Genomic DNA, 14601 nt, shown 5'->3' with positions numbered 1-14601 from the left:
TTCCAGTAGAATTGCATTGACATTTCAATATTGAAGCGCGTTATAAAGATAACAACAAATAACGGGTTCTGCATGCTTGCCATAGTTGCCGATGACCTGACGGGAGCGCTGGATACCGCCGCGCCTTTCGCGAGCCGGGGGCTCCATGTCGAGGTGGCCCTGGATGTCGGGGCCATTGCGGCGGCGGTGCGGGAAAACCCGGCCGTTCTCTCGGTGACGCTTGCCTCGCGCGAGATCGATGCTGCAGCGGCGCGTGACGTGGCGGCCGCCGCGCTTGCCGCCCTGCCGCCCGGAACACGCCTCTTCAAGAAGGTGGATTCCCGCCTCAAGGGCCATATCGCCGAAGAGCTCGACGCCGTGCCGTTCCGCTCGGCGCTGGTGGCGCCGGCGATCCCGGCCTTCGGCCGCGTGGTCAGGAACGGCCATGTGCAGGGCTTCGGCGTGGAAACGCCGATCTCCGTCGCGGAAAGGCTCGGCCGGCATGCCGCGCGGGCCCGCATCCCCGACACGGTGACCGCGCAAGACATGGCAGCGGCGCTCGACCTTGCGATGGAGGACGGCATCGACCTCCTCATCGGTGCGCGCGGCCTTGCCGAGGCGCTGGCCGGGCGGATGGCCGGCGGCACCGTGCCGCGGGCCGCGGAAATCCCCGCGGGCAGGGGGCTCTTCGTCATCGGTTCGCGCGATCCGATCACCCTTGCCCAGATCGAGGCGCTGCGCGCGGCCGTCGATCCGCGCTACCTGCCGGCGCCGAACGGCCGCCTTTCCGGCGCCGTGCGTGACGCGAGCGCGATCACGCTGGTGCAGGCCGTACCGGGCGCGGCGGCCGCGACGGGGCAGGCGGTTTCGCTAGCGCTTGCCGAAAGTGTCTGCCCGGCCTTGACGGAGGGCGCATCGACATTGCTTCTTTCCGGTGGGGCGACGGCGGAGGCCGTGCTTTCGAAAATGGGGATCACGCGGTTTCGCCTGATGGGGGAATGCCTGCCCGGCCTGGGCTTGGCGCACGCCGAGGGACATTGCATCATCGCGAAATCGGGCGGATTCGGCGGGCCGGAGACGCTGAAGGAGATCGCGGAGGAAATCCTCCGCAGGACGGGATGACAGATGGGACTGGAGAACGGAACAGCACGCAAGAGCCTCGGCGATATCGTCTTCGAGCGCATGCACCGCGCCATCAAGTCGGGCGCCTACCAGGCGGACGAGCGGCTGCCGACCGAGCATGACCTGGCGATCGAGTTCGAGGTCTCGCGCCCGGTCGTGCGCGAGGCGCTGCGGCGGCTGCGCGAGCAGGGGTTCATCTATTCGCGCCGGGGCGCCGGCAGCTTCGTGCGCGCCGTCGGCATGCGCGAGCCGCTCGGCTTCGGGCAGCTCGAAAACGTCGCCGATCTCCTCAACTGCTACGAGTTCCGCCTGACCGTCGAGCCGGCCGCGGCCGCTGCGGCCGCGGAGCGCCACGACGCCGATACGATGAGCGCCATCCGCCAGGCGCTCGAGCTGATGCGCGACGCCACCAACCGGCAGTCCCACCGCGAGGATGCGGACTTCCAGTTCCACCTCGCCATCGCCCGCGCGGCGCAGAACAGCTATTTCTTCACGGCCATGGAAGCCCTCAAGGACCATATCGCCGTCGGCATGCGCTTCCACGGCGCCTCGGTGAAGCGCGAGACGACCGGCCTCAGCCGGGTCTTCGCCGAGCACGAGGCGATCGCCGACGCTATTACGCGCCGGGACGGCGCCAAGGCCCGCCAGCTCATGCACGACCACCTCAGCGGCTCGCGCGAGCGCCTGTTCCAGACGAGCAAGTAGGCTTCGCTCACTTTCCCTCTCTCTTCCGTCATGCTCGGGCTTGACGACGGTGGGGGAGGCTTCGGCTGTCCGCCAAACGAAAGAAGCCGCCGGAGCGATCCGGCGGCTTTTCCCTTGGGAGGATCGGCGGTCCTTTCAGAAGGCCGCCTTGTAGATGGCGAGGACGTCTTCCACGCTCATGTCGATGGGGTTGTTGTCCATCAGGCGGCGGTTGGCGTGGGCTTCGCCGGCATAGAGCGGCAGGTCGTCCGCCGTCGCGCCGTGCGCGGCCAGCGACATCTCGATGCCGAGGTCGCGGCAGAAGCCGCAGGCGGTTTCGAGCAGCGCTTCCGTGGAAAGGTTCTCGCCGAGGCCGAGCGCTTCGGCCACTTCCGCCGTCTTGTCCGCCGCCACCTGCCGGTTGAAGGCAAGGACGTGCGGGAAGATGACCGCATTGGCAAGGCCGTGCGGCAGGCGAAGGCGCGTGCCGAGCGGGTAGGCGATGGCGTGGCCGGCGGCGGTGTTCACCGGGCCGAGGCAGATGCCGCCGTAGTAGGAGGCGAGCATCAGCCCCTCGCGCGCCTCCGTGTCCGCCCCGTCCCTCACGGCACGGGCGAGATATTTGCCGACGAGGCGGAAGCCCATGCGGGCGAAACCGTCGATCATCGGATGGGCGCGGCGGTTGGTGAAGGCTTCGACGCAATGCGCCATGGCGTCGACGCCGGTGGCGGCGGTGACGGCCGGCGGCACGGAATAGGTGAGTTCCGGATCGAGCACGGCGAAGTCGGCGATCATGTGCGGGCTTTCGACCGCGATCTTGTTGCCCTTGGCCGGATCGGTGATCAGCGAGCGGATGCCGGCTTCCGAGCCGGTGCCGGCGGTGGTGGCGACCTGCGCAAGCCGCGTGCGGCGGCCGGCGACGCGGTTCGGGCCGGCGACGTCGGCGAGCGTCTGTTCGCTGTCCCACAGCACGGCGACGAGCTTGGCGACATCGAGCACCGAGCCGCCGCCGAGGCCGACGACGAGGTCGGGCCTCGCCCGCCGCGCGGCGTCGAGCGCGGCGTCGAGGGTTACGATATCCGGTTCGCCGGGGATCGCGTCGAAGACGGTGACGCGGCCGGAAAGGTTCAGGCGATCCGCAAAGCCGGCGGTGACCGGCGTCGCGATAACGAGGATGGAGGCGGCATCACCCGCCCAGGCGCCGACGTCCGCGACCGTGCCGGCCCCGACGGCAAGGCGGCGGGGCTGGTGAAGGGTGATGGGAGCGATGGTCATGGTGTCATCCTCGCTTGGCGTCGCCGGCCACGAGCTTGCGGGCATAGGCGATGGCGGAATTCATGTTGCCGTGATTGGCGATGCCCTTGCCGGCGATGTCGAACGCCGTGCCGTGGTCGACGGAGGTGCGGTCGATCGGCAGGTCCACCGAGACGTTGACGGCCGTGTCGAAGGCGACGAGCTTGATCGGGATGTGGCCCTGGTCGTGATACTGCGCCACCACCAGGTCGAAGGCGCCGGAATAGGCGCGGTAGAACACGGTGTCGGCCGAGATCGGGCCCTGCACGTCGATGCCCTCGGCGCGCGCGGCGGCGACGGCCGGCGCGATCTGGTCGTCGTCCTCCGTGCCGAAAAGGCCGTTCTCGCCGCAATGGGGGTTGATGCCGGCGACCGCGATCTTCGGGGCGGCATAGCCGATGCGCTTGAGGTGGGCGTTGCCCGCGCGGATGGTCGCGAGCACCCGCTCCGTCGTCGAGCGGCGGATCGCTTCCTGCAGCGAGACATGGGTGGAGACGTGGATGACCTTGAGCCGGTCCGAGGCGAGCAGCATATAGGCCGCCTTGGCGTCGGTCAGGCTGCGCAGCATGCCGGTATGGCCGTCGTAGTGGTGGCCGGCAAGGTTCAGCGCCTCCTTGTTGATGGGTGCGGTGACGATGCAGCCGATCACGCCGGCCTCGGCATCGCGCACCGCCTTCTCGATGAAGCGGAAGGCGGCGTCGCCCGCCACGGGGCTGAGCTCTCCCCAGGGCAGCGGCGCCCCCTCGACGGGAAGGTCCACGACGTAAGGGGCAAGGTCGAGATCGATGCCGAGCGCCGCGCGGGCGGCCTCGAGCGTCGCGAGATTGCCGTAGATGCGGATCGTCGCCCGCTCCCCGGGGGACATGCCGGCCAGCGCGCGGACGGAAATCTCCGGGCCGACACCGCACGGGTCGCCCATGGTTATGCCAATGATGTTGCTCATGAAAGTCTCCGTGCGTCGGCGCTCGCCCAACCGGGGGCAAGGCGGACATATTTGATGGCGCGCCGGTGGTAGGTGTAGGCAAGGTGCATCGTGCCGTCCGGTCCTTCCAGCAGCCAGGGATAGGACATTTCCTTGTTGCGGCCGTCGGTCGAGTCGTTGGAAAGGCAGGTGCCCGGGCCGTCCTCGATGAGAAGGCGCACGGGGAATGTCTTGCCGCCGTCTTCCGAAAGGCAAAGGGCGACCGGCGCGCGCGGCACGCCCCAGACGGGCACGCAGCCGCCGGCCGGGTCCGCATCGGGCCGGTTGTCGTTTTCGCCGAGCTCGTCATAGAGCGAGGCGCGCCTGTCGGCCGACTGGGCGGCGCTGACGGGATTGCAGATCATCGCGACCCGCCCGTCCGAAAGGCGGACGGCGGCGATGGAGGAATTGTTGTTCGGCACGTCGCTGGCCGCAGGCGCGGACCAGGAGTATCCGCCGTCAAGGCTTTCGGTGCGGTAGACATGGTCGGCCTGCCGGCGGCGGAAGAAGGCGGCAAGGCGCCCTTCGCCCAGCGAGACGGGCGACATGTGCACGCAGCCGATGGACTGGCCGAGATCCTCCAGCCGCCAGGTCGCACCCTGATCCGGCGAAACGCCGACGGCGGCCGTGTCGTGGCTGCCGTTCCATTTCTGGCCGGGACGCTGGACGCAGCGGAAGATCGGCAGCAGCCACGCCCCGTCGTCGCGCACCACCAGCGGCGCGCGCACGAAGCAGCCGCGCGGCAGGTCGAGGTAGCGGCCTTCCGATGCGGTCAGCACCAGCGGATCGGATGCGTCGCGCCGGATTTCGGCCATGCGGATGCGGCATTCGTCCTGGTTGCCGGAAGGCTGCGAGGTGTGGAAGAGCCAGAGCCGTCCGTCCGGGGCGGTGAAGAGCACCGGGTTCTGCTCGGAATGATCCGCATCGAAGCTCAGCCGCTGCGGCGGCCCCCATTGCGTCGCGCCCTGCGGCAGGACGGAGGCGAAGATGGAGATGTCCGACTTGCCTTCCAGCGTGCCCCCGAACCAGGCGCAGACGAGCGCTCCGTCGGAGAGCATGTGCAGGAACGCCGCATGGTTCTGGACCATGGGCGAGGGCAGCAGGGCCTCCGCGCGCTCGGGCGAAACGGCCTGGAGCAGGCCGTTCATGTTGCGGGCTATTTCTTGCGGGTCCATTTCGCGCTCCTCCTCCTGCATGGTGTCGAAAATCGCCAAATTTCCAAAGTTGTCAAGTTTAAGTATGTTACTCGCCTTCAAATTTTTGCTGTTATGTTGACATAAATAATTGATTTAAAACGAATAATTTTTATGGTTTTAAAACGTACGATTTTACATTGCGAAACAAATTGACAAACTTGTTCGAAAAGGAGATGGTCTGGTCAAGCCGGCGGGAGGACGCCGGGAAGGAGGATTCCATGCCGGTAGCCGGCAACCCCCCGAAGGCCAGGGCGGCCGTCATCTTTGCCGTCGGCGCCGCCATCCTGGCGGCGAGCGATGCGGTGATCGTGCGCGCCCTCGACGGTGCGGTGCATCCGTTCGTCATCGGTTTCTTCCGGGCCTTCTTCGGCGCCGTCGTGCTTCTTCCGTGGATCGCCCTGCGCCCCTCGGTGCTGCGCTCGGTCCATCCCCTGCGCCAGCATGCGGTGCGCGCCGGCTTCAAGCTTCTCGCCATGGTCGCCTTCTTCGCCGCCTTCAGCTGGGGTCCGCTTGCCGACGTCACGGCCATCGCCTTCACCTCGCCGGTCTTCCTTGTGCTCGGCGCCGCACTGACGCTCGGCGAACGGCCCGGCCCGGCGATGATCGGCGCGGTCGCCATCGGCTTCGTCGGCGCGCTCTTCGTCATCGGGCCGTCCGGCACCGGCTTCAGCCTCGCCATTCTTCTTGCGCTTGCGGGCGCGGTGCTCCAGTCGGCCATCCAGCTCATCCTCAAATCCATGTCGAAGGGGGATGCGACCGGAACGCTCGTCGTCTGGAACCTCCTTTTGACCGTGCCCATCGCGCTCCTCTTCGCGCTTCCGTTCTGGACCATGCCCGGATCGAAGGAGATGGGGCTGCTCGCGCTGCAGGGCGTCATCGGCGCCGCCTGCATGGGGCTGATGACCCATGCCTTCTCGCTCGCCCCCGCCACCATCGTCGCCCCTGTCGATTTCCTGCGCCTGCCTCTGGTGGCGCTCGGCGGGTTCGCGCTGTTCGGCGAAAACATTGCCCTGACGACGCTGTGCGGCGGCGGGCTCATCTGTTGCGCGGCACTGATCGCCGCGCGATCGGGAAAACCGACATCTGCCTGAACGACTTTCACTAGGGAGGAAATGCCGTGAAAAAAATGCTCATCCTGGGTGCCCTCATGCTGGGGTCTACCCTTTCGACCGCCTTCGCCGGGTCCGGCCCGATCAAGATCGTGCTTCCGGAAGAGGCCGACCTGCTCGAGCCCTGCATGGCGACGCGCTCCAATATCGGCCGCGTCATCATGCAGAATGTCAGCGAGACGATGACCGAGCTCGACGTGCGCGGCGACAAGGGCCTGATGCCGCGCCTTGCCGAGAAGTGGGAGCAGAACGCCGACGGCAGCTGGCGCTTCCACCTGCGCCAGGGCGTCAAGTTCTCCGACGGCACGGGCTTCGACGCCAAGGACGTCGAGCACAGCTTCAACCGCATCATGAGCGACAAGAACTCTTGCGAGTCGCGCCGCTACTTCGGCGGCATGACGATCACGCCGACCGTCGTCGACGACTACACGATCGACTTCAAGGCCGATCCGGTCCAGCCGATCCTGCCGCTGCTGATGTCGCTGCTGACGATCGTTCCGGAGGAAACGCCGATGGAATTCGTGCGCGAGCCCGTCGGCACCGGCCCCTACAAGCTGACCGAATGGACGCCGGGCCAGCAGATCGTGCTCACCGCCCGCGACGACTACTGGGGCGAGAAGCCGGAAGTGACGGAAGCGACCTATCTCTTCCGCGCCGATCCGTCCGTCCGCGCCGCCATGGTGCAGACCGGCGAGGCCGACCTCTCCCCGTCGATCTCGCAGCTCGACGCCACCAATCCGGCGACCGACTTCTCCTACCTCGACAGCGAGACGGTCTACCTGCGCATCGACCATAATATCGAGCCGCTGAACGACGTGCGCGTGCGCCGTGCGCTGAACCTTGCCATCGACCGCCAGGCCTTCCTCGGCACGCTGGTGCCCGAGGGCGCGCTGCTGGCGACCGCCATCGTGCCGCCGCCGACGCTCGGCTGGAACCCGGACGTGAAGGTCTTCCCGTTCGATCCGGACGGCGCCAAGAAGCTGCTGGAAGAAGCCAAGGCCGACGGCGTCAAGGTCGACACGCCGATCACCATCATCGCCCGCACGGCCAACTTCCCGAACGTCACCGAGATCATGGAAGCCATCCAGGCGCAGCTCCAGGACGTCGGCTTCAAGATCGACCTGAAGTTCGTCGAGGTCGCCGAGCACGAGCAGTATTACTCCAAGCCCTTCAAGGAAGGCCGCGGCCCGATCCTCGTCGCCGCCATGCATGACAACTCCAAGGGCGACCCGTCGTTCTCGATGTTCTTCAAGTACGACTCCGAAGGCACGCAGTCCGGCTTCTCCGATCCGAAGGTCGACGACCTGATCAAGCGCGCCTCGGCTGCCGTCGGCGACGAACGCGCCAAGCTCTGGAAGGAACTCATCGCCTACCTGCATGACGACGTCGTCGCCGATGTGCTGCTGTTCCACATGGTCGGCTTCTCGCGGGTTTCCGAACGCCTCGATTTCACGCCCACCATGGCGACGAACGGGACGCTCCAGCTCTCGGAGATCAAGATCAAGTAAATGCCTCTGGCGAACCCTGCGTTCGCCGGCCACAACAGCAATCAAGGCGGCGGGATGATCCCGCCGCCGGATTTATCCGAGGGCGCCATGCTGAAATTCGTTCGAAAACGCGCTGTGGCCAGTCTGATCTCCCTCGTCGGGCTGATCGTCATGGTCTTCTTCCTGTCCCGCCTGACGGGCGATCCGGCCGCGCTCTTCCTTCCGGTCGAGGCGTCCGCGGAAATGAAGCAGCAGTTCCGCGAACTGCACGGCCTGAACGATCCGCTGCTGGTGCAGTTCGCCCACTATGTCGGCGACGTGCTGACGGGCGACCTCGGCGAATCGCTGCGCAAGGCGCGGCCGGCGCTGGACGTCGTGCTGGAGGCCTTCACCTGGACGCTCTGGCTTGCCGTCATCACCATGAGCCTCGTCACGGGCGCGGCCATCCTCGTCGGCTCGCTTGCCGCCTTTCGCGCCGGCGGCTTCTTCGACCGTCTCTCCTCGATCATCTCGCTGATCGGCGCCTCCGTGCCCGATTTCTGGGTCGCCATCGTCGCAATCGTCGTCTTTTCCGTGAACCTCGCCTGGCTGCCGACCTCGGGCACCGGCTCGCTGCTGCACTGGATCCTGCCGATCGCGGTGCTGTTCATCCGCCCCTTCGGCATCATCGTGCAGGTGGTGCGCGGCTCGATGATCGGCGCGCTGTCGTCCGCCTATGTGAAGACGGCGCGGGCCAAGGGCGTCAAATCACGCTCGATCATCTTCGTCCATGCGCTGCGCAACGCCATGCTGCCGGTCATCACGGTGATCGGCGACCAGGCGGCGAGCCTCCTCAACGGCGCGGTGATCGTCGAGACGATCTTCGGCTTTCCGGGCGTCGGCAAGCTGATGATCGATTCCATCCTCCAGCGCGACTTCAACGTCGTGCTCGCCGCAATCCTCGTCACGGCGCTGGCGATCTTCCTCATGAACCTTCTGATCGACCTCGCCTATGCGCTGCTCGATCCGCGCATCCGGCATTGAGGAGGCGGAAATGACCCTTCAGACCGATACCATCGTCGCCGACGAGCCGAATTTTGCGACCCGCATGGTCCGCATGCTGCTTGCCGACAAGTTCGCGCTCTGCGCGGCGATCTTCCTCGTCTTCATCGTGATCCTCGCCATCGTCGGGCCGAGCTGGCTCGGGGAGCTGGCGACCAAGCAGAACCTTCGCGGCCGCAACGCCGCGCCCTTCGACTGGGAGCGCGGCTGGGTGTGGTGGATGGGCGCCGATGCGCTCGGCCGGCCGCTGCTCGCCCGCATCGTCGTCGCCACGCAGAACACGCTGATGGTCGCCGCCGGCGCGGTGGCGCTCTCGGCCGCCGTCGGCACCTTGCTCGGGCTCGTCGCCGGCTTTTCCTCGCCGCGCGTCAACCAGGTGATCATGCGGCTGGCGGACGTCATCATGTCCTTCCCCTCGCTGCTGATCGCCGTGATCGTGCTCTATATCCTCGGCTCGTCGATCCTCAACCTGATGCTGGTGCTGGCGATCACCCGCATCCCGGTCTATCTGCGCACGACGCGGGCCGAGGTGCTGGAAATCCGCGAGCGCATGTTCGTGCAGGCCGCCCGCGTCATGGGCGCGTCCGACCGGCGTATCCTCTTCCGGCACATCCTGCCGGTCGTGCTGCCGACGCTGACGACGCTCGCAACGCTCGACTTCGCCTATGTGATGCTGGCCGAGAGCGCGCTCTCCTTCCTCGGCATCGGCATCCAGCCGCCGGAAATCACCTGGGGCCTGATGATCTCGCAGGGCCGGCAGTATCTCACCAATGCCTGGTGGCTCTCCTTCTGGCCGGGCCTTGCGATCATCCTCACCACCATGTCGCTCAACATGCTTTCGAACTGGCTGCGCATCGCGCTCGATCCGGTGCAGCGCTGGCGTCTCGAAATGAAAGGCCGCAAGAATGGCTGACCATCTCCTGGAAGTGCGCAACCTCTCGGTCGAGTTCCACACCGCCAGCGGCGTGGTCCATGCCGTGCGCGACATCTCCTACCATCTCGACCGCGGCGAGACGCTGGCGATCCTCGGCGAGAGCGGTTCGGGCAAGTCCGTCTCCTCCTCGGCGATCATGAACCTCATCGACATGCCGCCGGGGCGCATCACGTCGGGCGAGGTCCTGCTCGACGGCGTCGACCTCTTCAAGTTGCCGCCGCACGAGCGGCGCGCGGTGAACGGCCGGCGCATCGCCATGATCTTCCAGGATCCGCTCAGCCATCTCAATCCGGTCTATACGGTCGGCTGGCAGATCCGCGAAGCGCTCACCACCCACGGGGCGGACGCCGCCACCGCGGCGGCCGAGGCGCTGCGGCTCATGACGCGCGTCGGCATTCCCGAGCCGGAAAACTCGCTCGGCAAGTATCCGCACGAATTTTCCGGCGGCCAGCGCCAGCGCGTCATGATCGCCATGGCACTGGCGCTGCGCCCGGACCTCCTGATCGCCGACGAGCCGACCACCGCGCTCGACGTGACCGTTCAGGCGGAAGTCCTCGCCCTGCTGGAGGAATTGCAGGAAGAGACGGGCATGGGCGTCCTCATCATCACGCACGACCTCGGCGTCGTCGCCGAGATCGCCGACCGCGTCGTGGTGATGGAGAAGGGCGTGCTGGTGGAGGCCGGCACGGTGCGCGAGGTCTACAAGAACCCGCAGCATCCCTATACGAAGAAGCTGATCGCCGCCGCGCCCGGCAAGGGCGAGATGCACGAGCCCGCGGCCCGCGCCGAGCCGGTCCTTTCCGTGCGCGACGTGCGCAAGACCTACGGATCCTTCGAGGCGCTGAAGGGCGTCTCCTTCGACCTCATGCCCGGCGAGACCATGGCGGTCGTCGGCGAGAGCGGGTCGGGCAAGTCGACGCTCGCCCGCATCCTCCTGCGGCTCGACGAGCCGGACGCCGGCACCGCGCACTGGAAGGGGCGCGATCTCTTCACCCTGTCGCCGGCCGAGCTCTACAAGCTGCGCCGCGACCTCCAGATGGTCTTCCAGGACCCGACCCAGTCGCTCAACCCGCGCATGACGGTCTTCCAGCTTATTTCCGAGGCCTGGGTCATCCATCCGGATATCCTGCCCAAGGCGAAATGGCGCGAGCGTGTGGCCGAACTCCTCGTGCAGGTGGGCCTCGGCCCGGAGCACATGCGCCGCTACCCGCACCAGTTCTCCGGCGGCCAGCGCCAGCGCATCGCCATCGCCCGGGCGCTCGCGCTCGAACCGCAGCTCATCATCTGCGACGAGGCGGTCTCCGCGCTCGACGTCTCGGTGCAGGCGCAGGTGATCGAGCTGCTCGACAAGCTGCGCCGCGAGATGGGCATCGCCTTCATCTTCATCGCCCACGACTTGCCGGTGGTGCGCGATTTCGCCGACCATGTGATGGTCATGCAGAAGGGCAATATCGTGGAACTCGGCACGGTGCGCGCGGTCTTCGAGACGCCGCGGCAGGAGTACACCCGTGCGCTCCTTTCCGCCGGCCTCGACCCCGATCCGGACGTCCAGGCCGCCCATCGCGCCGCCCGCCTTCAACGCGCCGCCTCCTGAGCGCGCCCGAGCCAAAGGAAGACCGATGACCAAACAAGCCTTCGTCGCCCTCGTCACCTGCTTCAACGAGGACGAGACCGTCAACTATCAGGCGACCCGCGCGCAGGTCCGTCGCCAGGTCGAGGCCGGCAACAACATCATGTGCGCCGGCACCAACGGCGATTTCTCGGCACTCACCTTCGAGGAGAAGGTGCGCCTGACGGAGGAGGTCGTCGACGAGGTGGGCGGGCGCGTCAGGGTCATCGTCAATGCCGGCATGCCCGCGACCTTCGAGACGCTGAAGCTGGCGCGCGAATTCGACCGCATCGGCGTGACGGGCATCGCCGTCATCACCCCCTTCTTCATCGCCTGCACGCAGGACGGCCTCATCCGCCATTTCTCGACGGTCGCCGATGCGGTGACGACGCCGGTCTATCTCTATGACATCCCGGCCCGCACGCAGAACCACATCGAGCCGGAGACCGCACGCAGGCTCGCCGGCCATGGCAACATTGCCGGCATCAAGGATTCCGGCGGCGCCAGGGAGACGCTGGAAGCCTATCTCCAGGTGGCGAAGGAGGTGGACGGCTTCGAGGTCTATTCCGGCCCGGACCATCTGGTGCTCTGGGCCTTGCAGAACGGCGCGGCCGGCTGCATCTCGGGTCTCGGCAACGCCATGCCGCAGGTGCTCGCCGATCTCCTCAAGGCATACAACGCGGGCGACATTGCGCAGGCGGAGAAGCAGCAGGCGACCTTCGCCGCCTTCCGCACGGATCTCTATGCCCTCGGCTTCGCCCCGGCGATGGTCAAGCGCGCGCTCTACCTGCAGGATTCCTCCGTCGGCGCCAGCCGCCAGCCGGCCCTTCTGCCGAATGCGGAACAGGACGAGAAGATCGCCGGCATTCTCCGCCGCTACGGCCTCCTCTGAGCTATCTTTTCCGGCCGGAATGACGGGCGCCGAAGGGTGCCCGCCCGGGCGGGAACGGGCACGTTCCCGCTCCACCGCCACCTGTTAAGTGGTGGATAAATATCAAGTTTTAAAAAGTTCCCCGATCGTATTGATCCGCCCGGCAGCGCTCTATGTAGAGTTCTGGCAGGCGTCGAGAATCCGCTTTTCGCGCTTGCGCGCAGATGCAACACACCATGTTCCGCGGATTGGAAAAATGCGATTTTTTGCCGTTTTGCTTCCCATGACGCTCGTCTTCGCCGCCGGGTCCGGCGCTCTGGCACAGGATGCCGGGAAAGGCCAGCAAGTCTTCAACAAATGCAAAGCCTGTCACGTCGCCGATGAGGACACCAACAAGGTCGGTCCCTCGCTGAAGGGCGTCATCGGGCGCACGGCCGGCACCCATGCCGACTACAGCTATTCCCCCGCGATGAAGGATGCGGGGGCGAACGGCCTCGTCTGGAACGACGAGACGCTGACCAAGTACCTTCGCAAGCCGAAGGATGTCGTTCCCAAGACCAAGATGGCCTTCGCGGGGCTCAAGAAGGACGAGGACATCGCCAATGTCATCGCCTACCTGAAGCAGTTTTCCCAATAGAAATCCCGTCAGCGCCCCAATGAAATCAGGAGGTGGGAGATGATGAACGAGCAACCCTTTATCGGGATGAGCCGGCGCAGGCTCTTGCAGATGATCGGGCTTACGGCCGGCACGGCCGCGATGTACCAGGCGATGACCACTTTGGGCCTTGCCGCCGAATCCGGCTACAAGGGGCCGGTGAAGCTGGAGGGCGACCCCAAGGGCGCGTCCGTCCTCATCCTCGGCGCCGGGCTTGCCGGCATGCTGGCGGCGATGGAAATGCGCCAGGCCGGCTACAAGGTCAAGATCCTCGAATACAACAACCGCGCGGGCGGGCGGAACTGGACCATCCGCGGCGGCGACACCGTCACGGAGCTCGGCGGCTTCACGCAGAAATGCGAGTTCGACGAAGGGCTCTACATCAATCCCGGCCCGTGGCGCATTCCCTATCACCACAACGGGCTGCTCGCCTACTGTCGCCGGCTCGGCGTGCAGCTCGAGCCGTTCCAGCAGCTCAACCACAATGCGTTCCTGCATTCCACCAAGGGCTTCGGCGGCAAGCCGCAGCGCGTGCGCGACGTCAAGATCGACTTCCAGGGCCACGTCTCCGAGCTTCTGGCCAAGGTCGTGCAGAAGGGCAAGCTGGAAGAGGGCGTCGGCAAGGAAGACCAGGAAATGCTCCTGGAGGCGCTTCGCTCCTGGGGCGCGCTCGACAAGGACTACAGCTACGCCAAGGGCGCTGTCTCGGGCGAGTTCCGCGGCTATGCGAAGGATCCCGGCGGCGGCCTCGGGGCCGAGCCGGTGCCGGGCGAACCGCTCGCCTTCAACGACCTGCTCTCGTCGGGCCTGTGGGGCTCGCTGGCCAATTTCGCGCTCTACGAATTCCAGACCACCATGTTCCAGCCGGTCGGCGGCATGGGGCGGATCGGCGATGCCTTCGCCAAGGAGGTCAAGGACCTCATCACCTTCAACGCCAAGGTGGTGAAGATCGAACAGGGCGACAAGGGCGTGACCGTGACCTACGAGGATGCGCAGAAGCCCGGCGAGACCCGCACGGAGAGCGCCGACTGGTGCGTGTGCACCATTCCGCTGACGATCCTCAGCCAGATCGACATCCAGGTCTCCGACAAGATGAAGGCCGCCATCGGGGCGGTGCCCTATGCGTCCTCGGTCAAGGTGGGCCTCCAGATGAAGCGCCGCTTCTGGGAGGAGGACGAGCTGATATTCGGCGGCGTCACCTATACGGACCTGCCGATCACCAACATCTCCTACCCGAGCACCGACTACAACAGGGGCGGCAAGGGCGTCCTCCTCGGCTGCTATACCTGGAACGGCCCGGCCTCCTATGCCTTCACGGCGATGAAGCCGGAGGACCGCGTCAAGGCGGCCGTCGAGCAGGGCACGATCATCCACCCGCAATACAAGGACGAGTTCGAGAACGGCGTGTCCTGGGCATGGCACCGGTCCCCGTTCACGCTCGGCTGCGCCGGCGACTGGACGGAGGAGGCCCGCAAGCAGCACTACGACAACCTCTGCCAGATCGACGGGCGCATCGTCCTTGCCGGCGAGCACGCGTCCTACATCCCGGCCTGGCAGGAGGGGGCGATCCTGTCCTCGCTCGACGCCATCGAGCGCCTGCACAAGCGGGTGATGCAGGGATGACGCGCGCCCGTTCAATCGACCTCGAGGATTCAGTGAG

At 66.4% G+C, this 14601-nt stretch carries 13 protein-coding genes; 10 read left to right on the top strand and 3 right to left on the bottom strand.

The features are described from left to right. Positions 1–72 precede the first annotated feature (72 nt). Entirely contained in the window at positions 73–1101 is a 1029-nt protein-coding gene (locus ACZ5TO_RS23350) for a four-carbon acid sugar kinase family protein (RefSeq protein WP_464801054.1), read from the top strand. Positions 1102–1104: 3 nt separating this feature from the next. Continuing rightward, entirely contained in the window at positions 1105–1806 is a 702-nt protein-coding gene (locus tag ACZ5TO_RS23345; protein WP_184142546.1) for a FadR/GntR family transcriptional regulator, read from the top strand. Positions 1807–1941: 135 nt separating this feature from the next. On the opposite strand, the gene ACZ5TO_RS23340 is transcribed toward ACZ5TO_RS23345, so the two are convergent. From ACZ5TO_RS23340 to ACZ5TO_RS23330, 3 genes are read right to left on the bottom strand one after another with little or no spacing between them, the layout of a single operon-like run. Next, complete coding sequence (locus ACZ5TO_RS23340) at positions 1942–3060, bottom strand: iron-containing alcohol dehydrogenase (RefSeq protein ID WP_464801053.1); 1119 nt, start codon at positions 3058–3060, stop codon at positions 1942–1944. A gap of 4 nt (positions 3061–3064) precedes the next feature. Further along, complete coding sequence (pdxA, locus tag ACZ5TO_RS23335; protein ID WP_464801052.1) at positions 3065–4021, bottom strand: 4-hydroxythreonine-4-phosphate dehydrogenase PdxA; 957 nt, start codon at positions 4019–4021, stop codon at positions 3065–3067. Then, entirely contained in the window at positions 4018–5214 is a 1197-nt protein-coding gene (locus ACZ5TO_RS23330) for a sialidase family protein (protein WP_464801051.1), read from the bottom strand. The genes pdxA and ACZ5TO_RS23330 overlap by 4 nt, the downstream gene beginning before the upstream one ends. A 239-nt stretch (positions 5215–5453) precedes the next feature. On the opposite strand from ACZ5TO_RS23330, the gene ACZ5TO_RS23325 reads away from it, so the two are divergent. The 8 genes from ACZ5TO_RS23325 to ACZ5TO_RS23290 all read left to right on the top strand — a co-directional run bounded on the left by ACZ5TO_RS23325 (position 5454) and on the right by ACZ5TO_RS23290 (position 14564). Then, a complete protein-coding gene (locus ACZ5TO_RS23325) occupies positions 5454–6326 on the top strand; it encodes a DMT family transporter (protein WP_464801050.1) in 873 nt (290 codons plus the stop codon). Between the two features lie 26 nt (positions 6327–6352). Further along, positions 6353–7852, top strand: a complete 1500-nt coding sequence (locus ACZ5TO_RS23320) for an ABC transporter substrate-binding protein (protein WP_464801049.1) — start codon at positions 6353–6355, stop codon at positions 7850–7852. An 87-nt stretch (positions 7853–7939) separates the two neighbouring features. Then, positions 7940–8854: an ABC transporter permease gene (locus ACZ5TO_RS23315; protein WP_184142535.1), complete on the top strand. Its 915-nt coding sequence runs from the start codon at positions 7940–7942 to the stop codon at positions 8852–8854. A gap of 10 nt (positions 8855–8864) precedes the next feature. After that, positions 8865–9785, top strand: a complete 921-nt coding sequence (locus ACZ5TO_RS23310) for an ABC transporter permease (protein ID WP_464801048.1) — start codon at positions 8865–8867, stop codon at positions 9783–9785. Beyond that, on the top strand, positions 9778–11400 hold the full coding sequence (locus ACZ5TO_RS23305; RefSeq protein WP_464801047.1) for a dipeptide ABC transporter ATP-binding protein: 1623 nt from the start codon (positions 9778–9780) through the stop codon (positions 11398–11400). The genes ACZ5TO_RS23310 and ACZ5TO_RS23305 overlap by 8 nt, the downstream gene beginning before the upstream one ends. A 25-nt stretch (positions 11401–11425) precedes the next feature. After that, entirely contained in the window at positions 11426–12307 is an 882-nt protein-coding gene (locus tag ACZ5TO_RS23300; RefSeq protein WP_464801046.1) for a dihydrodipicolinate synthase family protein, read from the top strand. Positions 12308–12542: 235 nt separating this feature from the next. Next, on the top strand, positions 12543–12923 hold the full coding sequence (locus ACZ5TO_RS23295) for a c-type cytochrome (RefSeq protein ID WP_464801045.1): 381 nt from the start codon (positions 12543–12545) through the stop codon (positions 12921–12923). A gap of 66 nt (positions 12924–12989) precedes the next feature. After that, the gene (locus ACZ5TO_RS23290) at positions 12990–14564 is read left to right on the top strand and encodes a flavin monoamine oxidase family protein (RefSeq protein ID WP_464801298.1); all 1575 of its coding nucleotides are present in this window, start codon (positions 12990–12992) and stop codon (positions 14562–14564) included. Positions 14565–14601 lie beyond the last annotated feature (37 nt).

Source organism: Shinella sp. Sh6 (assembly GCF_055392685.1).
The sequence above is the reverse complement of the archived record's forward strand: the minus strand, read 5'-3'. Positions and strand labels throughout refer to the sequence as shown.

What these genes read in the sequence shown, in the direction of transcription:
- ACZ5TO_RS23315 (WP_184142535.1), top strand. Translation starts at nt 7,940, where the DNA reads ATGCTGAAATTCGTTCGAAAACGCGCTGTGGCCAGTCTGATCTCCCTC.
- ACZ5TO_RS23290 (WP_464801298.1), top strand. Translation starts at nt 12,990, where the DNA reads ATGAGCCGGCGCAGGCTCTTGCAGATGATCGGGCTTACGGCCGGCACG.
- ACZ5TO_RS23300 (WP_464801046.1), top strand. Translation starts at nt 11,426, where the DNA reads ATGACCAAACAAGCCTTCGTCGCCCTCGTCACCTGCTTCAACGAGGAC.
- ACZ5TO_RS23310 (WP_464801048.1), top strand. Translation starts at nt 8,865, where the DNA reads ATGACCCTTCAGACCGATACCATCGTCGCCGACGAGCCGAATTTTGCG.
- ACZ5TO_RS23345 (WP_184142546.1), top strand. Translation starts at nt 1,105, where the DNA reads ATGGGACTGGAGAACGGAACAGCACGCAAGAGCCTCGGCGATATCGTC.
- ACZ5TO_RS23305 (WP_464801047.1), top strand. Translation starts at nt 9,778, where the DNA reads ATGGCTGACCATCTCCTGGAAGTGCGCAACCTCTCGGTCGAGTTCCAC.
- ACZ5TO_RS23295 (WP_464801045.1), top strand. Translation starts at nt 12,543, where the DNA reads ATGCGATTTTTTGCCGTTTTGCTTCCCATGACGCTCGTCTTCGCCGCC.
- ACZ5TO_RS23330 (WP_464801051.1), bottom strand. Translation starts at nt 5,214, where the DNA reads ATGGACCCGCAAGAAATAGCCCGCAACATGAACGGCCTGCTCCAGGCC.
- ACZ5TO_RS23340 (WP_464801053.1), bottom strand. Translation starts at nt 3,060, where the DNA reads ATGACCATCGCTCCCATCACCCTTCACCAGCCCCGCCGCCTTGCCGTC.
- ACZ5TO_RS23325 (WP_464801050.1), top strand. Translation starts at nt 5,454, where the DNA reads ATGCCGGTAGCCGGCAACCCCCCGAAGGCCAGGGCGGCCGTCATCTTT.
- pdxA (WP_464801052.1), bottom strand. Translation starts at nt 4,021, where the DNA reads ATGAGCAACATCATTGGCATAACCATGGGCGACCCGTGCGGTGTCGGC.
- ACZ5TO_RS23350 (WP_464801054.1), top strand. Translation starts at nt 73, where the DNA reads ATGCTTGCCATAGTTGCCGATGACCTGACGGGAGCGCTGGATACCGCC.